Below are 14,948 nucleotides of genomic sequence, written 5' to 3'. Positions count from 1 at the left end.
AACCCTGGCGCGTGTGGCCTCGGCGATGGGTTCGGTCGGTCGGCTGGTCCTGGAAGAAAACGTCTGCATGGTGGAGATGGCCAGGTATTTTCTGGAGCTTGTCCAGCGCGACTCGTGCGCCGAATGCATCCCTTGCCGCATCGGCACCAGGCGTCTTCTTGAAGTCTTTGAAAGAGTGCTGAAGGGAGAAGCCGATGAAGGCGAGTTTGCGTCATTGGCGGAAGCCGCCACGGCGATAGGCCTCGCGGCGAAGTGCGATCTGGGTCGGATCGCGGGACGGGCGGTAGCCGAAGTGGCCAGACACGGGCAGGACGAGCTCAAGGCGCATCTTGAGGGAAAGTGTCTGGCGACAGTGGAAGCCAACCGCGGCTGGGAAAGCGTAGTCGGCCGGGACGCGTGACCGCTTTTGGAACCTTGCCGGACAGCCGGTAGGCTGTATACCGCAAAACAGCCGCCGGCCGCCCGGACCGCTGTCATGCTTGAAGGAGGCGAAGATATGGGAAAAATCAGCCTGGTCATCGATCGACAAAAGGTTGAAGTGGAAGCCGGAACCACGATTCTGGAAGCTGCGGCCGGGGCAGGGGTGACGATTCCCACGCTCTGTTACCTCAAAGGCATTAATGAGGTTGGCGCGTGCCGCATCTGTGTGGTCGAAGTGGCTGGAAGGAAGGAATTCGTCACGGCCTGTGACACACCGGCCGAAGACGGCATGAAAGTATTAACCAATACGCCGGCCGTACGTGCCGCCCGCCGCGTGACCCTGGAGATGATTCTCTCGGATCATCCCCTGGAATGCCTTACCTGTTTGCGCAACGGCAACTGCGAGCTGCAGGCGCTGGCCGCTCAGCTGAACGTGCGTGAGGTACGGATGCGCGGGGCGACACACGCCGATCTGCCGCCCGATGACTCCACTCCCGCGATTTGGCGTGATCCGCGGAAATGCATAGTTTGTCGCCGCTGCGAAAGCGTGTGTAACGATGTGCAGGGCGTCGGTGCGATCGACCTGCAGGGCCGCGGGTTTGACGCCTTCATAGGTCCGCCGGCGAACCTTCGGCTGGATGAAACAAAATGCGTGCAGTGCGGCCAGTGCGCGCTGGTTTGCCCGACGGCTGCGATTACCGAAAGGGATGAAACCGATATTGTTTGGGAAGCCCTGCTCGACCCGCAGAAATTCGTGGTGGTGCAGACGGCGCCGGCCACCCGCGTGACCATCGGCGACATGTTCGGGTTGCCTCCCGGTACGCCGGTCACCGGCAAGATGGTCGCCGCTCTCCGTAGGCTGGGGTTTGACGCCGTTTTCGACACGGACTTTACCGCTGATTTGACCATCATAGAAGAAGCTTCCGAGCTGATCAAGCGGTTAACCGAAGGGGGCGTACTCCCCCAGCTCACCTCGTGCAGTCCGGGCTGGATCAAGTACGCGGAGCATTTTTACCCTGAACTCTTGCCGCACGTTTCTTCCTGTAAGTCGCCCCAGCAGATGTTCGGGGCGATCGCCAAAACGTATTTCGCCGAAAAGACCGGCCGGGATCCCGCCAGCATCTTCGTGGTGTCGGTTATGCCCTGTACGGCCAAGAAGTTCGAGGCGGCGCGACCGGAGATGGACGCCGCGAGGCGTTACTGGGACAATCCCCGCATCAGTCGCGATGTCGATGTCGTCCTGACGTCGCGGGAACTCGGACGGATGATCAGGCAGGCGGGAATTGACTTCGCCATTTTGCCGGACGACGAGTATGATGAGCCGCTTGGTGTCTCCACTGGAGCGGCGGCAATTTTCGGGGCCACCGGCGGCGTGATGGAGGCCGCGCTGCGCACGGCTTACGAAGTGGTGACCGGCAAAACGCTTGAGCAGGTTGGCTTTGAGGAGGTGCGTGGCCTTGAGGGGGTTAAGGAGGCGGTAGTGCCGTTGAACGGGGTCAACTTAAAGGTGATGGTGGTGCATGGGCTGCGTAACGCCCGTCACGTCATGGAAAGGCTGAAGGCCGGAGAGCTCAAGGATTACCACTTTATTGAGATCATGTGCTGTCCGGGCGGGTGTATCGGGGGCGGCGGCCAGCCGATTCCGACGGACATGGAAGTAAGGCAGAACCGGATCGAGGGACTCTATCGGGTGGACGCGGCGATGAAGTACCGGAAGTCACACGAGAATCCGGCGGTAGATAAGCTCTACGAGGAGTTCCTCGGGAAACCCTTGGGCCACCGGTCGCACGAACTGCTTCATACCCGATACCTGCCCAGACCGTAACCGGGGTGAAGCCATTTTTTCCTGGAGGAGGTTTGAAAATATGCATAACGGTGACGCCGATCCAAAAGTGGTCTCGGAGTTGGCCCGGTCTCTGCTGGCTCTGGTGCGTAATGAGTCTTGCGGCGAGTGTCTTCCCTGCTGGCACGGGGTCAGGCAGATTGCGGCGGTTCTCGACAAGGTTGACAACGGAAGCCCGGTTAGTATAGAAGAATTAGCCGCGGTCGGCGAGTTGGCGCGCACTGTCGGCCAGGGCGCCAAATGCGGAGTGGGGCGTATCGGGGGCAGGCTTGTCCTGGAACTCCTGTCACGCTATCCCTCCGTATTTCAGGCTGGCGCATGATGGTTTTGCAATGAAGGAGGGGTGAAGGATGAGTACGTTTGCGCTGACCATCGATGGACAACGAATTGAGGTGGAGCCGGGGACGACGATCCTGGATGCGGCAGCTCAAGTCGGGATTAAGATACCTACCTTATGCTATCTGAAGGATATCGGTCATGACGTCGGCGCCTGCCGTATCTGCGTGGTCGAAGTCGACGGGGAGAAGGAATTCAAAACTGCCTGTAACACCCCGGCGGCGGCGGGGATGGTGGTCCGTACCAATACCCCGACGATACGCGAGGCGCGCAAGGTAACCGTGGAACTGATCCTGGCCAATCATCCCATGGAATGTCCCACCTGCGTAAGGAACGGTCTGTGTGAATTGCAGGATCTGGCGGCGACGTTCGGCATCCGGGAAGTGCGCTTTCCGCGGACGCGGCCTGCTTACCCCATCGACGACTCTTCGGTGGCGATCATCCGCGATCCGAACAAGTGCATTCTCTGCCGCCGCTGTGTCACGGTGTGCCAGCAGATACAGGGCGTGAGCGCCATCGAGTTCAAGAAGGTGGACGGCGAGGCCGTGGTTGCTCCGGTCCTCAGGGCGCCGCTTGCGGAGACCAACTGTGTAAATTGCGGGCAGTGTATCCTGGTCTGCCCGGTGGGCGCGATCTACGAGCGTGATGAGACCGCCAGGGTCTGGGCGGCCCTGGCCGACCCGCAAAAACACGTGGTGGTCCAGACAGCGCCGGCGACTCACGTCTCCATTGGGGATATGTTCGGCCTGCCGGCGGGTACGGATATCACCGGCAAGATGGTGGCGGCTTTGCGGCGGTTCGGCTTCGATGCCGTGTTCGACACCAACTTTACGGCCGATCTGACCATCATGGAGGAGGGCTCCGAGCTCCTCGAACGGATCAACAACGGCGGCGTCCTGCCGCAGATTACTTCTTGCAGCCCCGGCTGGATCAAGTACATCGAACACTTCTATCCGGATCTTTTAGCGCATGTCTCCTCCTGTAAGTCGCCGCAACAGATGTTAGGGCCGCTGGCGAAGACGTATTACGCGCAACGGAAGGGGATCGACCCCGCCGACGTGTTTGTTGTCTCGATCATGCCCTGTACGGCCAAGAAGTTCGAGGCGGCGCGCCCGGAGATGAACGCCAGCGGCTACCGGGACGTGGATGTGGTGCTGACCTCGCGCGAACTGGGCCGGATGATCAAAGAAGCCGGTCTGGACTTCGCCAACCTGCCCGACGAGGACTATGACGAACCGATGGGCATCGGCAGCGGCGCCGCCCAGATTTTCGGCGCCACGGGCGGCGTAATGGAGGCGGCTCTCCGTACGGCGTACGAGTTGGTTACGGGCAAGACGTTGGATCAGATTAACTTTGAAGAGGTCCGGGGCCTGAAGGGGATCAAGGAGGCGACAGTACCGGTTAACGGCCTTGACGTCAAGGTACTGGTATCCCATGGATTGGGCAATGCGGGAATTCTGATGGATAAGCTTCGCGCCGGGGAACTAAAGGATTATCACTTTATCGAAATCATGTGCTGTCCCGGCGGGTGTATCGGGGGCGGCGGCCAGCCGATTCCCACCGGCACCGTGGCGCGCGAGCGGCGCATCGGCGGGATCTACGAGCGCGACAAGGCGCTGCCGTACCGCAAGTCGCATGAGAATCCGCAGGTCAAAAAGCTCTATGACGAATACCTGGAGAAGCCTTTGGGTCATAAGTCGCACAAACTGCTTCACACTACCTACGTTGCCCGCGGATGGCGGCCGGAGGTTGAATAGATTCTAATCGGGCCATTCCCGCCCCTGATATACGTCAGGGGTTCTTGCCGGCGGGAGCATTGTCCTCCTGCCGGCTTTTTTAACGAAATCGGGAACAAGGTCTTTACAGATTTAATAGGACTCATCTATACTATTGATATTGCAGGACGGAGAACGGGCGGTGCGAAGCCGCCCCGGCGCGGGCCGTAAAATTAGGGAAAAACCACGGAAACCGGACTTTGCCGAAGCGAAGTCGTTTCCGTGGTTTTTTTGTTGCAAGTTCGCCGTTTTCGGGAGTCCAAGCAGGAGGAGGCAGGCGGGTTGCCCGGTCTAAAGCCAATGAAAAAAACCGGAAAGATTGCACGTATCGCGGTCATTGACGGCCAGGGGGGCGGCATCGGCAAGCTTCTGGTGGAAAAGCTCGCCCGCGCCCTGCACGACAAACACGCGGAAATCATCGTTTTGGGGACGAACGTCCTGGCCACATCCACGATGCTGAAGGCCGGCGCGGCCGAAGGGGTTACCGGTGAAAACGCCATTGTGCAGAATGCCGGCAAAGTCGACATCATTGCCGGAACCATTTCCCTGCTTGTCGCGCACAGCATGCTGGGCGAGTTTACCCCGGCGATGGCCGAGGCGGTAGCCAAAAGCCCAGCGGTAAAAGTGCTCCTGCACCTCAACCGGTCGGGGGTTGAAGTGGTCGGTGTGCCTGCGGAGCCTTTGCCCCACCTGGTGGATATGCTTGTCGAGAGGGTAGTTTCCCTGGTCGGAGGCTGTGAGGAAACATCCGGCGCAGTTATGTGACACGCTGCCACATCCAGATGCAAAAACCGGTATCGCGAATACCGGACACGAAGTCCGGGAATTCGCGATTTTTTGTCTTGTGGAAAACGGGCGCAGGAGGGTGTTAACGTTGCAAAACGCCGTGGTTATAGGTCTCGGAGACGTGTGTTTGGGCGATATGGGGGCAGGGTCATATGTCATCGAAGCGCTTTCCCAGGAAAACCTGGGTGAGTGCGTCGACCTGGCGGACATAAGCTGCTACGAGGTGTTCGACCTGGAAATGCACCTTTACCGGAAAGACTACGCGGTCCTGGTCTATGCCCTGGCAAGGGGATACCCCGGCGGGCACGTATCCCAGGTGACATGCCGCGAGGCACTCCCGTCAGCGGACATGTTGAAAAATGGGGGCTGTTCAAAAACGAGCATGGCGCGGAAGGCGAAGCCGGCCAGCGGCGGAGCGTACTGGGCGGTACGTGAGCACTGGACGGCAAGCATGACAAAGTCAGGCGAAGTTTTTCAACAGCCCCTAGCGCAGGGGTTCTTCTGCGGCGGTATGCGCCCGGTGTACGAAAGGCTCCACATGGCGAAGGTTTTCGGCGTCCTGCCGCCCGAAGTGACGCTTGTCGTTATTGAGCCGCAGAAGGTATGCCACGGGCTGGAATTGACCGGAGAAGTCCGGTCCGCTGTTCGCAAGGCCGTCCGTCTGATCAAGAACAACTTGATGCAGCGCGGGTTCTTGCCTTCTTCCCCGGTGACGCCTCTGCTCCGGTATCGCATGGACCTGTTGCAGACAACTATCTGACTGGGGAAGACGGCGTCGGTCAGTCCGGTGCGGAAAGGGGTGGTGTATGGCAAAAGCCCGAATGCAGGAGTTACGATGGAGATTGACTTTGACGAAGGAGGAGTACGTGTGAACAAGCACTGTGAACGGGAACAGGCGGTGACCAGGCGGGCCTTCCTGAAGATGATGGGCGGGCTCGGCCTGGCGGGGCTGGCCGTCGGCGCCGGCGGATGTCTTGAGTCGCCCGTTCGGGATACCGGCGGACAGGGATGGCTGCCTTATCAGTACGAGGCGGCGGGTACGTGGCCGGTACCCATGCGCGGGCGGGTTTCGATCGATCCCATGAACCCGTCGCTGGTCCGCGACGACGCCAAGTGTGTTCTGTGCGGGCAATGCCTCGATGTCTGCGAGCGGGTACAGGCGGTTTTCGGCCATTACGGTCTTCCGCTGGCCGATGACGTTATCTGCATTCACTGCGGGCAGTGTACAATGGCCTGCCCGACGGGCGCGATCGCGGAACGCGACGACACGGACAAGGTCTGGCAGGCGCTGGACGATCCCAGCCGTTTTGTCGTGGTGCAGACGGCTCCGGCAACAAGGGTGGCCCTGGGCGAGGAGTTCGGGCTTGAGCCCGGCACATGGGTCGCCGGCAAGCAGGTTGCCGCTCTCAGGAAGCTGGGTTTCGACGCGGTCCTGGACACCAATTTCACGGCCGACCTCACCATTATGGAAGAGGGCACGGAGCTGATCAAGCGCATTAAAGGAGAACTGCCGGGCAAGCCGCTGCCGCAGTTCACCTCGTGCTGTCCGGGATGGATCAAGTTCTGCGAGTACTTTTATCCCGACCTGCTGCCCAATCTCTCGACCTGCAAGTCTCCGCAGCAGATGTTCGGTGCTTTGGCGAAAACCTATTATGCGGCGAAGAGAAATATCGCGCCGGAAAGTATCGTCTCCGTTTCTGTCATGCCATGCACGGCGAAGAAGTTTGAAGAGCAGCGTCCGGAGATGAACGACAGCGGGTCCTTCCACGGGAAGACATCCCTGCGGGACGTCGACGTCGTCCTTACCACGCGCGAGCTGGCGAAGATGCTGAAACGGAAGGGGATCGATCTGACGGCGCTGCCGGACGAGGCTTACGATTCATTCATGGGTGATTCCACCGGCGCCGCGATCATTTTCGGGGCTACCGGCGGCGTCATGGAGGCGGCCGTGCGTTCGGCGTACTTTTTCATCACCGGGCAAAAAACGCCGGCCGATCTTCTCAACCTGACCCCGGTGCGCGGCCTTGACGGTGTGAAGGAGGCGGCCGTCGACATCCCGGGCGTAGGCGCCGTGCGTGTTGCGGTTTGCCACGGCATGGCCAACGGCCGCCGGGTCCTTGAGGAGGTACGAAGCGGCCGGGCGCCGTGGCATTTTATTGAGTTTATGGCCTGCCCCGGGGGATGCATAGCCGGCGGCGGGCAGCCGAGGACGGCGGTACCGCCCACGGACGAGGTAAGGACCAAGCGCATCGCCGGGCTGTACAGCGCCGATGCGCGCTGGGTGCGGCGCGAAAGCCATGAAAACCCGGAGGTCCTGGCTCTTTACCGGGAGTTCCTGGAGCATCCCATGAGCGAAAAAGCCGAGGAACTGCTTCATACCGAGTACGTTTCACGCGCCGACAAGATCCGTCCTTTGGAGCTTTCCAAGTCGGTCAGCTAGCGAAAACGAATAGAGGGGGCCTGGTATTGTGGCAAAAGGCGTCCTGGTCGACCTGACCAGATGTATCGGATGCGGCAGCTGCGCCGTGGCCTGCAAGCTTCACAACGGCCTGGAATGGGATCCCGAAAAGCCGATTATTGACGAGAAGGCTGTCCTTGCCGGCGAAAACTGGACCGTGATCACAAGCCACGTTGTTGCCGTCAAGGACCGTGAGGTATGGCGGTTTGTCAAGCATCAGTGTCTGCACTGTCTTGAACCGGCCTGTGCATCATCGTGCTTCGTGAGCGCCCTCAGAAAGACGCCCGAAGGGCCGGTTGTTTACAACGAGGACATCTGTGTCGGATGTCGGTACTGCATGCTGGCATGCCCGTTCGGCGTTCCCAAGTACGAATGGGATCAGCAGTTTCCGCGCGTGCAAAAATGCAATATGTGCTTTTCACGGGTTAATGCAGGCCAAGTCACGGCCTGTACGGTGGTTTGCCCGACACAGGCGCTGCGATTCGGTGAGCGCGATGCGCTTCTTGCCGAAGCCCGCCGCCGGATTGCCGATAATCATGCTTATGTCCCCGCCGTTTACGGCGAGAAGGAATACGGGGGCACCTCCTGGCTGTACATCTCGGACGTGCCGTTCGAGCAGATGGGCTTCAAGACCAACGTCTCCGAGCGGAGCATCCCGTCGTACACCTGGAGCGTCCTCAAGTGGACCCCGTACATCGCGGTTGGCTGGACGGCGGCCCTGACGGCGCTGTACCTGTATACCAAACGCCGCGCCGAGGTTGAGGAGGACCACTAGGAGAGTGCTGCAAAAAGCTAATTCACCGGTTTTGGCATAGGCATCTTTAGGGTACGGCTATGCTTTGGAAGTTACCCTTAAGACCGCTCAAAAGCAAGCATGGCGCGGAAGGCCTTTGAGATGTGAGTCGTGGGAAGTCAGAAGTGGGGACACAGGGTTAGAATTCGCTTGGTGAATTCCTTCATTGATACTCACCTCTGACCTCTCGCCTCACACTTCTCAAAGCCAGGCGCAGTTTTTCAGCGGTCTCCTAGGTCCTTCGAGACTACAGGTGATAGGAGGTACGAAAGTGAGTAAATTCGACAGATGGACATTTAAGATGACGCCGATCCGTGCCGTACTCCTCGCCCTGGTCGCCTTGATGGCCGGCGTCGCCGTTTACCGTCTCTTGTACGGTCTTGGTGCGGCGACCAACCTGAGCGATGAGTGGCCCTGGGGTCTGTGGATCGGCTTCGACGTGCTGACGGGTGTCGCCCTGGCGGGCGGCGGTTTCAGCACCGCGTTTATCGTGCATATCCTGCACAAGCATAAGTACCATTCGATCGCCCGGGCGGCGATGCTGACCTCGATGCTCGGGTACATCATCGTCAGCGTCGGCCTCTTCCTGGATATCGGTCGCTGGTACAACTTCTGGCGTCCGTTCGTCTTCTGGGGTTACCACTCGGTGCTGTTTGAAGTCTTCTGGTGCGTCTTCCTGTACACCAACGTGCAGATCCTGGAGTTCGGCCACATCGTCTTCGAGCGCGTAAAGGCGCCGAGCATCAAGAAGATCTTCGACGCGATGATGCCGTTCCTGTTCATCATCGGCATCCTGCTGCCGACTCTGCACCAGTCCTCCCTCGGTTCGCTCTATATCGTGGCTGTCGACCGGCTGTACCCGACCTGGTGGTCGCTGATCATTCCGGTCTTCTTCCTGACTTCGGCCGTCTTCGTCGGTCCGGCTATGGTATCGTTCGAGGGCTGGCTGGCGGCAAGGGCTTACGGCCGCAACTTCGCGCACGAGATGCCGGTGCTCTCCAGCCTCGTCAAGGTTTCCGCCTGGCTGATGCTCTTCTACGTGGTCCTGAAGGGCATCGACCTGACCTGGCGCGGTGCCTGGGGCTACGTCTTCAACGGGTCCTTCGAAGCGAACATGTTCCTTCTCGAGATGGTGCTCTTCGTCATCGTCCCGATGATCATGTACTTCACCCCCGGCGTGCGCAACAGCATCGGCGGCCTTGTTACAGCCTCGGTCCTTGTAGTTGCGGGCGTCATCCTGAACCGGATGAACGTGGTGTTCACCGGCATGGCTACGGCTTCCGGCGGGAGTTACTTCCCGAGCTGGATGGAATGGTCCGTAACCATCGGCCTTGTCTCCCTGCTGATCGTGGCGTACTGCTTCATCGTCGAGAATTTCGCCATCTTCGAGGAAGACCAGAAGACGCTGGCGGAGATCAACAAGGCCTACCGGTACGGGACGGCACAGGTTTCTACTTAACTTAGCCCGTTAATGCCTTCTGCCACGGAGGTGCGCGCTTGAAATCGGCGCCCGGCACCTCCGTGGCTGTCTCCTTCCTACTCCTTCCGCCGCTTTGAAGAAAAGTCTTCCTCACCGCGTTTGCGGATGATGCCGGCGTCGTACTCCGCCCGCAAGCAGCGTGCCGCCTCGACCATCCTGGACAGCGCGGCTACGGCTTCTTGTTTACCCCGGGTTTTCAATCCGCAGTCCGGATTGACCCATAGCCGCTCGGCGCCGAAAAGCTCAAGCGCCTTTCTGACAAACTGTGGCAAACCGTTTCGGCACCAGTCCGAGCATCACCGCGGTATCAAGAACGTGATCATAGAGAGAAAAGTCGCCTACGGGGACAAGTTCCACGCCCAGGCTGATCTGTTGACGCCAGTGTGCCTCCTCAAGGGCAGGGGCGGCTCAACGCTCACAGTAGCGGGACTGCTCAGGATTTGCAAGGCCTGTGGGGGATTTTACGCCCGTCTCTTTGGTTTTGTCTGTGATTAAGGGAGAATATCGGAGAATAGCAGAGGAGAATATCCGGCTCTTACAGAAATATCTTCCTTACCGGGGTGTAATCCCGGGCTCCTGCACTCCCGGAACCCGGACGGGCGCTTGCGCGGACTTTTATGCACGTTCTCAAGAGGTGAGCCCGTTGCCCTACTGTATAAGGAAGTTGGATGTTGGAAGTCAGAAGTCGGACTTGGTGAAATCCGCGAGGCGGTCGCTTCCAGGTCAAACCTCTGACCTCTGGTTTCAGACCTCTTTTTGGTACGTGAGCACTGGACGGCGAGCATGACAAAGCTAGGCGAAGTTTTTCAACAGTCCCTTCGGGATGGGGTTTATTACTTTGCCTTTACCGGCAGCCTGCTCCTGGCCGCCCATTTGGTCCCCCTGCTTCATTTCTTTGCAGGGCTGGGCCTGCTGGCCCTCGCGGGGTTCTTGACGCGGGAAAGGACGTCGGCTTATGCCCTGTTTATCCTGCTGGCATCGGGGATGTTCCTGTCCCTGTCATTACAGACGCTCAATCCGGCGTTGACGGTGACCGAGTTCGGGCTGCTCGGGGTGTTGTACGGCCTGGGCTTCAAGAACGGGCTTAAGCCCCAACGGCTGCTGTGGGGAGGCGTTTTAGCCGGTCAGATCCTTCACGGCTTAACCCTTCTTGTCCTCTTCCTGGCGTTGGGCCATAACCCTTTCGACGCGCAGCAGTTTCTGGCCGGCGTTGAAGAATTGACCCCCCTGGAGGAGCAGGTGTTGCAGACGATGGCGGTAGTCCTGCCGGGGAGCTACGTGGTGAGCGCCTGGTTTATGGCGGTGGCGGGATTCTTTACCCTCCAGCACGTTTTAGCGGGGAGGGGGACGGTTGACAACCCCCTGCCGTTTGCCGAGTGGAGGCTTCCCTGGACGGCGGTCTGGATGGTTATCGCCGGGCTGGGAATGTATCTTGCCGGCGACCAGTGGTCGATCGCGGGTCTCAAGGTCACGGGAGCCAACATCCTTGTCATATCCGTTTTCGTTTTTGCTACACTGGGATTGAGTACGGTAGCCGCGCTCAAGCTTTTCGCCCGCCTGTCCAGGTTCTGGCGTGTCGTGCTGCTGGCGGCGGCCGTTTTCTATCTCCCCGTCATCTTTACCGCCCTGGCGGTTTTGGGTTTTCTGGATGCGGGCTTCAATTTCCGCGAGTGGTTCCGGCGAAAGGAGGACTAAAAGCGTGAAGGTGATTTTGCTTAAAGACGTGAGCAACCTCGGCAGGAAAGGCGACATCGTCAACGCGGCGGACGGTTTCGCGCGTAACTTTTTATTCCCCAAAGGATTGGCCGAACCGGTTACGGAGGGGCGGATGCAGGAGATCGCGCGCAACGCGGACGCCAGGGCCAGGAAAGAGAAGAGGCTTGACGAGCAGGCCCGCGCGCTGGCCGCCAGGCTTAAGGGCCTCACCGTCAAGGTGGCGGTGCGGACCGGGGAGGGCGGCAGGCTTTTCGGTTCGGTCAGCACCAAGGATATCGCCGCGGCCCTCGAGGCACAGCACAAGATCAATATCGATCGCAAGAAGTTCGAGCTGAAGGAACCGATCAAGAGCCTGGGGACGTACAAGGTTCTTGCCAGGCTCCATCCCGGGGTGCAGGCGGAATTCACGGTGGAGGTCACGGGAGTTTAATGCTGGAGAAGAAACCCCCTCACAGCCTCGACGCCGAGCAAGCCGTGCTCGGCGCCTTGCTTATGGATCCGGACGCCGTTAACCGGGTGGTCACCTTCCTGCGCCCGGACGACTTTTATCACCCCGGGCACAGCGCCATCTACCAGGCCGTTCTGCAGCTGATCGACGAGCAAAAGCCGGTCGATCTCCTGACGGTAACCGAGCGCCTGCGCCTGGACGGGTTGCTGGAGAGGCTCGGCGGAGCGGCCTACGTCGCCTCCCTCCTGGACGTCGTGCCCACTTCGGCCAACGTGGAGTATTACGCCCGTATCGTCGAGGAGAAGGCGCTGCTGCGCGCCCTGATCCGGGTATCCACCCGGATCGCCGAAATGGGCTACGAGAACGCGGAGGCCCCGGAGCGGCTGCTTGAGCAGGCCGGGCAGATGATCATGGAACTGAGTTCCGGCCGGGAAACCACCGTCCTTGCTTCGATACGGGACATATTAATGAGCACGTGGGCCCATATCGAAGCGGTCTACGAAAGCAAGGGGCAGGTTACCGGCATTCCCACGGGGTTTGAAGACCTTGACAGGAAGATCAGCGGGCTGCAGCCCTCGGACTTGATTATCCTCGCCGCCCGCCCGAGTATGGGCAAGACGGCCTTGGCCCTGAGCGTCGCCTTCAAGGTCGCTCACAGGCAACGCAAGCCGGTGGCCGTTTTCAGTCTGGAAATGTCCAAAGAACAGCTCGTTCAGCGGTTGCTGTGTTCCGAAGCGAAGGTGGACCAATACAGGCTGCGCACCGGAAACCTGCGTGAAGAGGACTGGGAACGCCTGACCGACGCTGCTGCGCGCTTAAACGACCTGCCGATCTTTATCGACGATACCGCCGCCTGTACGGTCAGCGAGATCCGGGCCAAAGCCAAGCGGCTGCAGGCTGAGAGAGGACTCTGTCTCATCGTCATCGACTACATCCAGCTGATGCAAGCGGCGCGGCGGACGGAGAGCAGGCAGCAGGAAATCGCCCATATTTCCAGGTCCCTCAAGGGTCTCGCTAAGGAACTCAACGTCCCGGTGCTGGCACTTTCCCAGCTCAGCCGCGCCGTGGAGCAGCGCCAGGATAAGAGACCCATTATGTCGGACCTGCGTGAATCGGGCAGCCTGGAGCAGGATGCCGACATCGTTATGTTTATCTACAGGGACGAATACTACAACGAGAAAACGGAACAAAAAGGCGTGGCCGAAGTGATCGTCGCCAAGCATCGGAACGGGCCGACCGGAAAAGTCGAGCTGGGGTTCTTTAAAGAATTCACCCTTTTTACGGGATTCACCAGGCGAGAAGAATAAGTTGACATCACTGTGCCCCTTTGCTAAAGTTATATGGGCATTCGGGAGGGGTGAGGAAATGCAGAGAAAGCAATACGACGTGATCATCGTCGGTGCCGGGCCGGCCGGGATTTTCGCGGCCCTGGAGATCGCCATGCACGATCCGAAGTGCAAGGTCCTGATCATTGAAAAGGGCCTGGACATCAAGAAGCGCCTCTGTCCTTCCCAGGAGAAAAGCACCAACTGCCGGCACTGCGCCCCCTGCGCCACGGTATGCGGCTGGGGCGGGGCGGGCGCTTTCAGCGACGGCAAGCTGACCCTCTCCACCGAGGTGGGGGGCAGTCTCGACCAGTATATCGGCGGCGAAGCCCTAAAAAAATACGTAGACTACGTCGACAAGATCTATATCCGTTTCGGGGCGCCCCAGGACGTCTACGGGGTGAAACACCGTGAGCAGTTCGAGGAAATCCAGCGCAAGGCCATCCTGGCCGATCTCCGCCTGGTCCCGCTGCCTATCAGGCACCTGGGCACGGGGCGCTGCGCCGAGATCCTGCAGCTGATGTACGAGTATCTCGCTCCCCGGGTGGACATCAAGACCAGCACCCTCGTCACGCAGATCCTGGTTAAGGACAATACCGTCCTCGGGGTCGAGACGGCGGACGGGAAGACGTACTCCGCGAACTACGTGATCGTCGCCCCGGGACGGGAGGGCGCCGAGTGGCTGACCGCGGAAGCCCGCCGCCTGAACCTTGAGCTGGCCGTCAACCCCGTCGATGTCGGTGTGCGCGTGGAGGTCCCGGCGGCCGTTTTGGCCCCCTTGACCGACCTCTTTTACGAGCTTAAGTGCACCTATATATCCAGGACTTTTGAGGACCGCGTCCGGACCTTTTGTATGAACCCCAACGGCGAAGTGGTCATGGAGAACAACGACGGCGTGATTACGGTTAACGGCCACAGCCACGCTTACAGGAAGACGGAAAACACCAACTTCGCCATCCTGGTGAGCAAGAGCTTCACCGAGCCGTTTTCCGAGCCGATCGCCTACGGCCGCTATATCGCCAGTCTGGCCAACATGCTGGGGGGCGGGGTCCTGGTCCAGCGTTTGGGGGACCTGACCGCCGGCCGCAGAAGCACCAAGGAAAAGCTGGCTAAGAGCTTGGTGCGCCCGACGCTTCCCGAGGCCACACCGGGGGACCTCAGCCTGGTCTTTCCGTACCGGCACATGCTCGGCATCCTGGAAATGCTCGAAGCCCTGGACAAGATCGCGCCGGGCGTCAACTCGCGCAATACCCTGCTCTACGGGGCGGAGGTCAAGTTCTACTCGTCGAGGCTGGCCTTAAGCCCCAGCCTGGAGACGCGCATCAAGAACCTTTTTGCCGCCGGCGACGGCGCGGGGGTCACGCGGGGCCTGGCCCAGGCGTCGGCCTCCGGCGTCCTGGTGGCGCAGGAAATCCTAAAGAGAGCCTAAAAACGTAGTTTTAGGTCTCGACTCTAAGCTGTAAGCTTTAAGCATTAGATGGAATAACGGAAGTAGACTAAGCCTTGAATTTAAACGCCGAACGCTTAACCGTTAGTATATTAATGCTTAGTGCCCGATGCTTACAGTA

General features: G+C 59.7%; 13 protein-coding genes and 2 pseudogenes. 13 read left to right on the top strand and 2 right to left on the bottom strand.

Features of this window, described 5'->3' with window-relative positions; all coding sequences use genetic code 11:
- Window positions 1–25: 25 nt before the first annotated feature.
- The 9 genes from ACPV0M_RS10380 to nrfD all read left to right on the top strand — a co-directional run bounded on the left by ACPV0M_RS10380 (window position 26) and on the right by nrfD (window position 9,870).
- Window positions 26–400, top strand: coding sequence for an NADH-ubiquinone oxidoreductase-F iron-sulfur binding region domain-containing protein (locus ACPV0M_RS10380; protein ID WP_425622195.1), 375 nt, complete (start codon window positions 26–28; stop codon window positions 398–400).
- 96 nt (window positions 401–496) lie between these two features.
- Window positions 497–2,245: an NADH-dependent [FeFe] hydrogenase, group A6 gene (locus ACPV0M_RS10375; protein WP_425620565.1), complete on the top strand. Its 1,749-nt coding sequence runs from the start codon at window positions 497–499 to the stop codon at window positions 2,243–2,245.
- 40 nt (window positions 2,246–2,285) lie between these two features.
- A complete protein-coding gene (locus tag ACPV0M_RS10370; RefSeq protein WP_425620564.1) occupies window positions 2,286–2,585 on the top strand; it encodes an NADH-ubiquinone oxidoreductase-F iron-sulfur binding region domain-containing protein in 300 nt (99 codons plus the stop codon).
- Between the two features lie 28 nt (window positions 2,586–2,613).
- Window positions 2,614–4,356: an NADH-dependent [FeFe] hydrogenase, group A6 gene (locus ACPV0M_RS10365; RefSeq protein WP_425620563.1), complete on the top strand. Its 1,743-nt coding sequence runs from the start codon at window positions 2,614–2,616 to the stop codon at window positions 4,354–4,356.
- Between the two features lie 318 nt (window positions 4,357–4,674).
- A complete protein-coding gene (locus tag ACPV0M_RS10360; RefSeq protein WP_425622194.1) occupies window positions 4,675–5,139 on the top strand; it encodes a DUF3842 family protein in 465 nt (154 codons plus the stop codon).
- A gap of 109 nt (window positions 5,140–5,248) precedes the next feature.
- Complete coding sequence (locus ACPV0M_RS10355) at window positions 5,249–5,920, top strand: hypothetical protein (RefSeq protein WP_425620562.1); 672 nt, start codon at window positions 5,249–5,251, stop codon at window positions 5,918–5,920.
- Between the two features lie 75 nt (window positions 5,921–5,995).
- Complete coding sequence (locus tag ACPV0M_RS10350; RefSeq protein ID WP_425620561.1) at window positions 5,996–7,600, top strand: [FeFe] hydrogenase, group A; 1,605 nt, start codon at window positions 5,996–5,998, stop codon at window positions 7,598–7,600.
- 28 nt (window positions 7,601–7,628) lie between these two features.
- Window positions 7,629–8,393, top strand: a complete 765-nt coding sequence (locus tag ACPV0M_RS10345; RefSeq protein WP_425620560.1) for a 4Fe-4S dicluster domain-containing protein — start codon at window positions 7,629–7,631, stop codon at window positions 8,391–8,393.
- Window positions 8,394–8,712: 319 nt separating this feature from the next.
- On the top strand, window positions 8,713–9,870 hold the full coding sequence (nrfD, locus tag ACPV0M_RS10340) for an NrfD/PsrC family molybdoenzyme membrane anchor subunit (protein ID WP_425622193.1): 1,158 nt from the start codon (window positions 8,713–8,715) through the stop codon (window positions 9,868–9,870).
- Window positions 9,871–9,947: 77 nt separating this feature from the next.
- Here nrfD and ACPV0M_RS10335 read toward each other — a convergent pair.
- Both ACPV0M_RS10335 and ACPV0M_RS10330 read right to left on the bottom strand, forming a co-directional pair.
- Window positions 9,948–10,151 (bottom strand): annotated as a pseudogene (locus tag ACPV0M_RS10335) (hypothetical protein); the annotation flags it as partial.
- 10 nt (window positions 10,152–10,161) lie between these two features.
- A pseudogene (locus ACPV0M_RS10330) lies at window positions 10,162–10,254 on the bottom strand (hypothetical protein); the annotation flags it as partial.
- 420 nt (window positions 10,255–10,674) lie between these two features.
- Here ACPV0M_RS10330 and ACPV0M_RS10325 point away from each other — a divergent pair.
- The 4 genes from ACPV0M_RS10325 to ACPV0M_RS10310 are packed head-to-tail and all read left to right on the top strand — an operon-like array spanning window position 10,675 to window position 14,809.
- On the top strand, window positions 10,675–11,586 hold the full coding sequence (locus ACPV0M_RS10325) for a DUF2232 domain-containing protein (protein WP_425620559.1): 912 nt from the start codon (window positions 10,675–10,677) through the stop codon (window positions 11,584–11,586).
- 4 nt (window positions 11,587–11,590) lie between these two features.
- Window positions 11,591–12,037, top strand: coding sequence for a 50S ribosomal protein L9 (rplI, locus tag ACPV0M_RS10320; protein WP_425620558.1), 447 nt, complete (start codon window positions 11,591–11,593; stop codon window positions 12,035–12,037).
- A complete protein-coding gene (gene dnaB, locus ACPV0M_RS10315; protein ID WP_425620557.1) occupies window positions 12,037–13,362 on the top strand; it encodes a replicative DNA helicase in 1,326 nt (441 codons plus the stop codon). The genes rplI and dnaB overlap by 1 nt, the downstream gene beginning before the upstream one ends.
- Before the next feature lie 58 nt (window positions 13,363–13,420).
- Window positions 13,421–14,809 carry an NAD(P)/FAD-dependent oxidoreductase gene (locus ACPV0M_RS10310; protein ID WP_425620556.1) on the top strand — a complete coding sequence of 463 codons (1,389 nt, stop codon included), beginning with the start codon at window positions 13,421–13,423 and terminating at the stop codon, window positions 14,807–14,809.
- Window positions 14,810–14,948 lie beyond the last annotated feature (139 nt).

The sequence above is a fragment of the Desulfosceptrum tomskiensis genome, assembly GCF_049818055.1.
Taxonomy (GTDB): Bacteria; Bacillota; Desulfotomaculia; order Desulfotomaculales; family JASEER01; genus JBFLVT01.
Note: the sequence above shows the minus strand (reverse complement) of the source record. Positions and strands in the feature narration are given on the sequence as shown.

Excerpts from the sequence above, each read along its gene's own strand:
- ACPV0M_RS10350 (WP_425620561.1), top strand. The coding sequence starts at position 5,996 with ATGGAGATTGACTTTGACGAAGGAGGAGTACGTGTGAACAAGCACTGT.
- ACPV0M_RS10375 (WP_425620565.1), top strand. The coding sequence starts at position 497 with ATGGGAAAAATCAGCCTGGTCATCGATCGACAAAAGGTTGAAGTGGAA.
- ACPV0M_RS10380 (WP_425622195.1), top strand. The coding sequence starts at position 26 with ATGGGTTCGGTCGGTCGGCTGGTCCTGGAAGAAAACGTCTGCATGGTG.
- ACPV0M_RS10310 (WP_425620556.1), top strand. The coding sequence starts at position 13,421 with ATGCAGAGAAAGCAATACGACGTGATCATCGTCGGTGCCGGGCCGGCC.
- ACPV0M_RS10370 (WP_425620564.1), top strand. The coding sequence starts at position 2,286 with ATGCATAACGGTGACGCCGATCCAAAAGTGGTCTCGGAGTTGGCCCGG.
- ACPV0M_RS10360 (WP_425622194.1), top strand. The coding sequence starts at position 4,675 with ATGAAAAAAACCGGAAAGATTGCACGTATCGCGGTCATTGACGGCCAG.
- nrfD (WP_425622193.1), top strand. The coding sequence starts at position 8,713 with ATGACGCCGATCCGTGCCGTACTCCTCGCCCTGGTCGCCTTGATGGCC.
- ACPV0M_RS10365 (WP_425620563.1), top strand. The coding sequence starts at position 2,614 with ATGAGTACGTTTGCGCTGACCATCGATGGACAACGAATTGAGGTGGAG.
- ACPV0M_RS10325 (WP_425620559.1), top strand. The coding sequence starts at position 10,675 with ATGACAAAGCTAGGCGAAGTTTTTCAACAGTCCCTTCGGGATGGGGTT.
- dnaB (WP_425620557.1), top strand. The coding sequence starts at position 12,037 with ATGCTGGAGAAGAAACCCCCTCACAGCCTCGACGCCGAGCAAGCCGTG.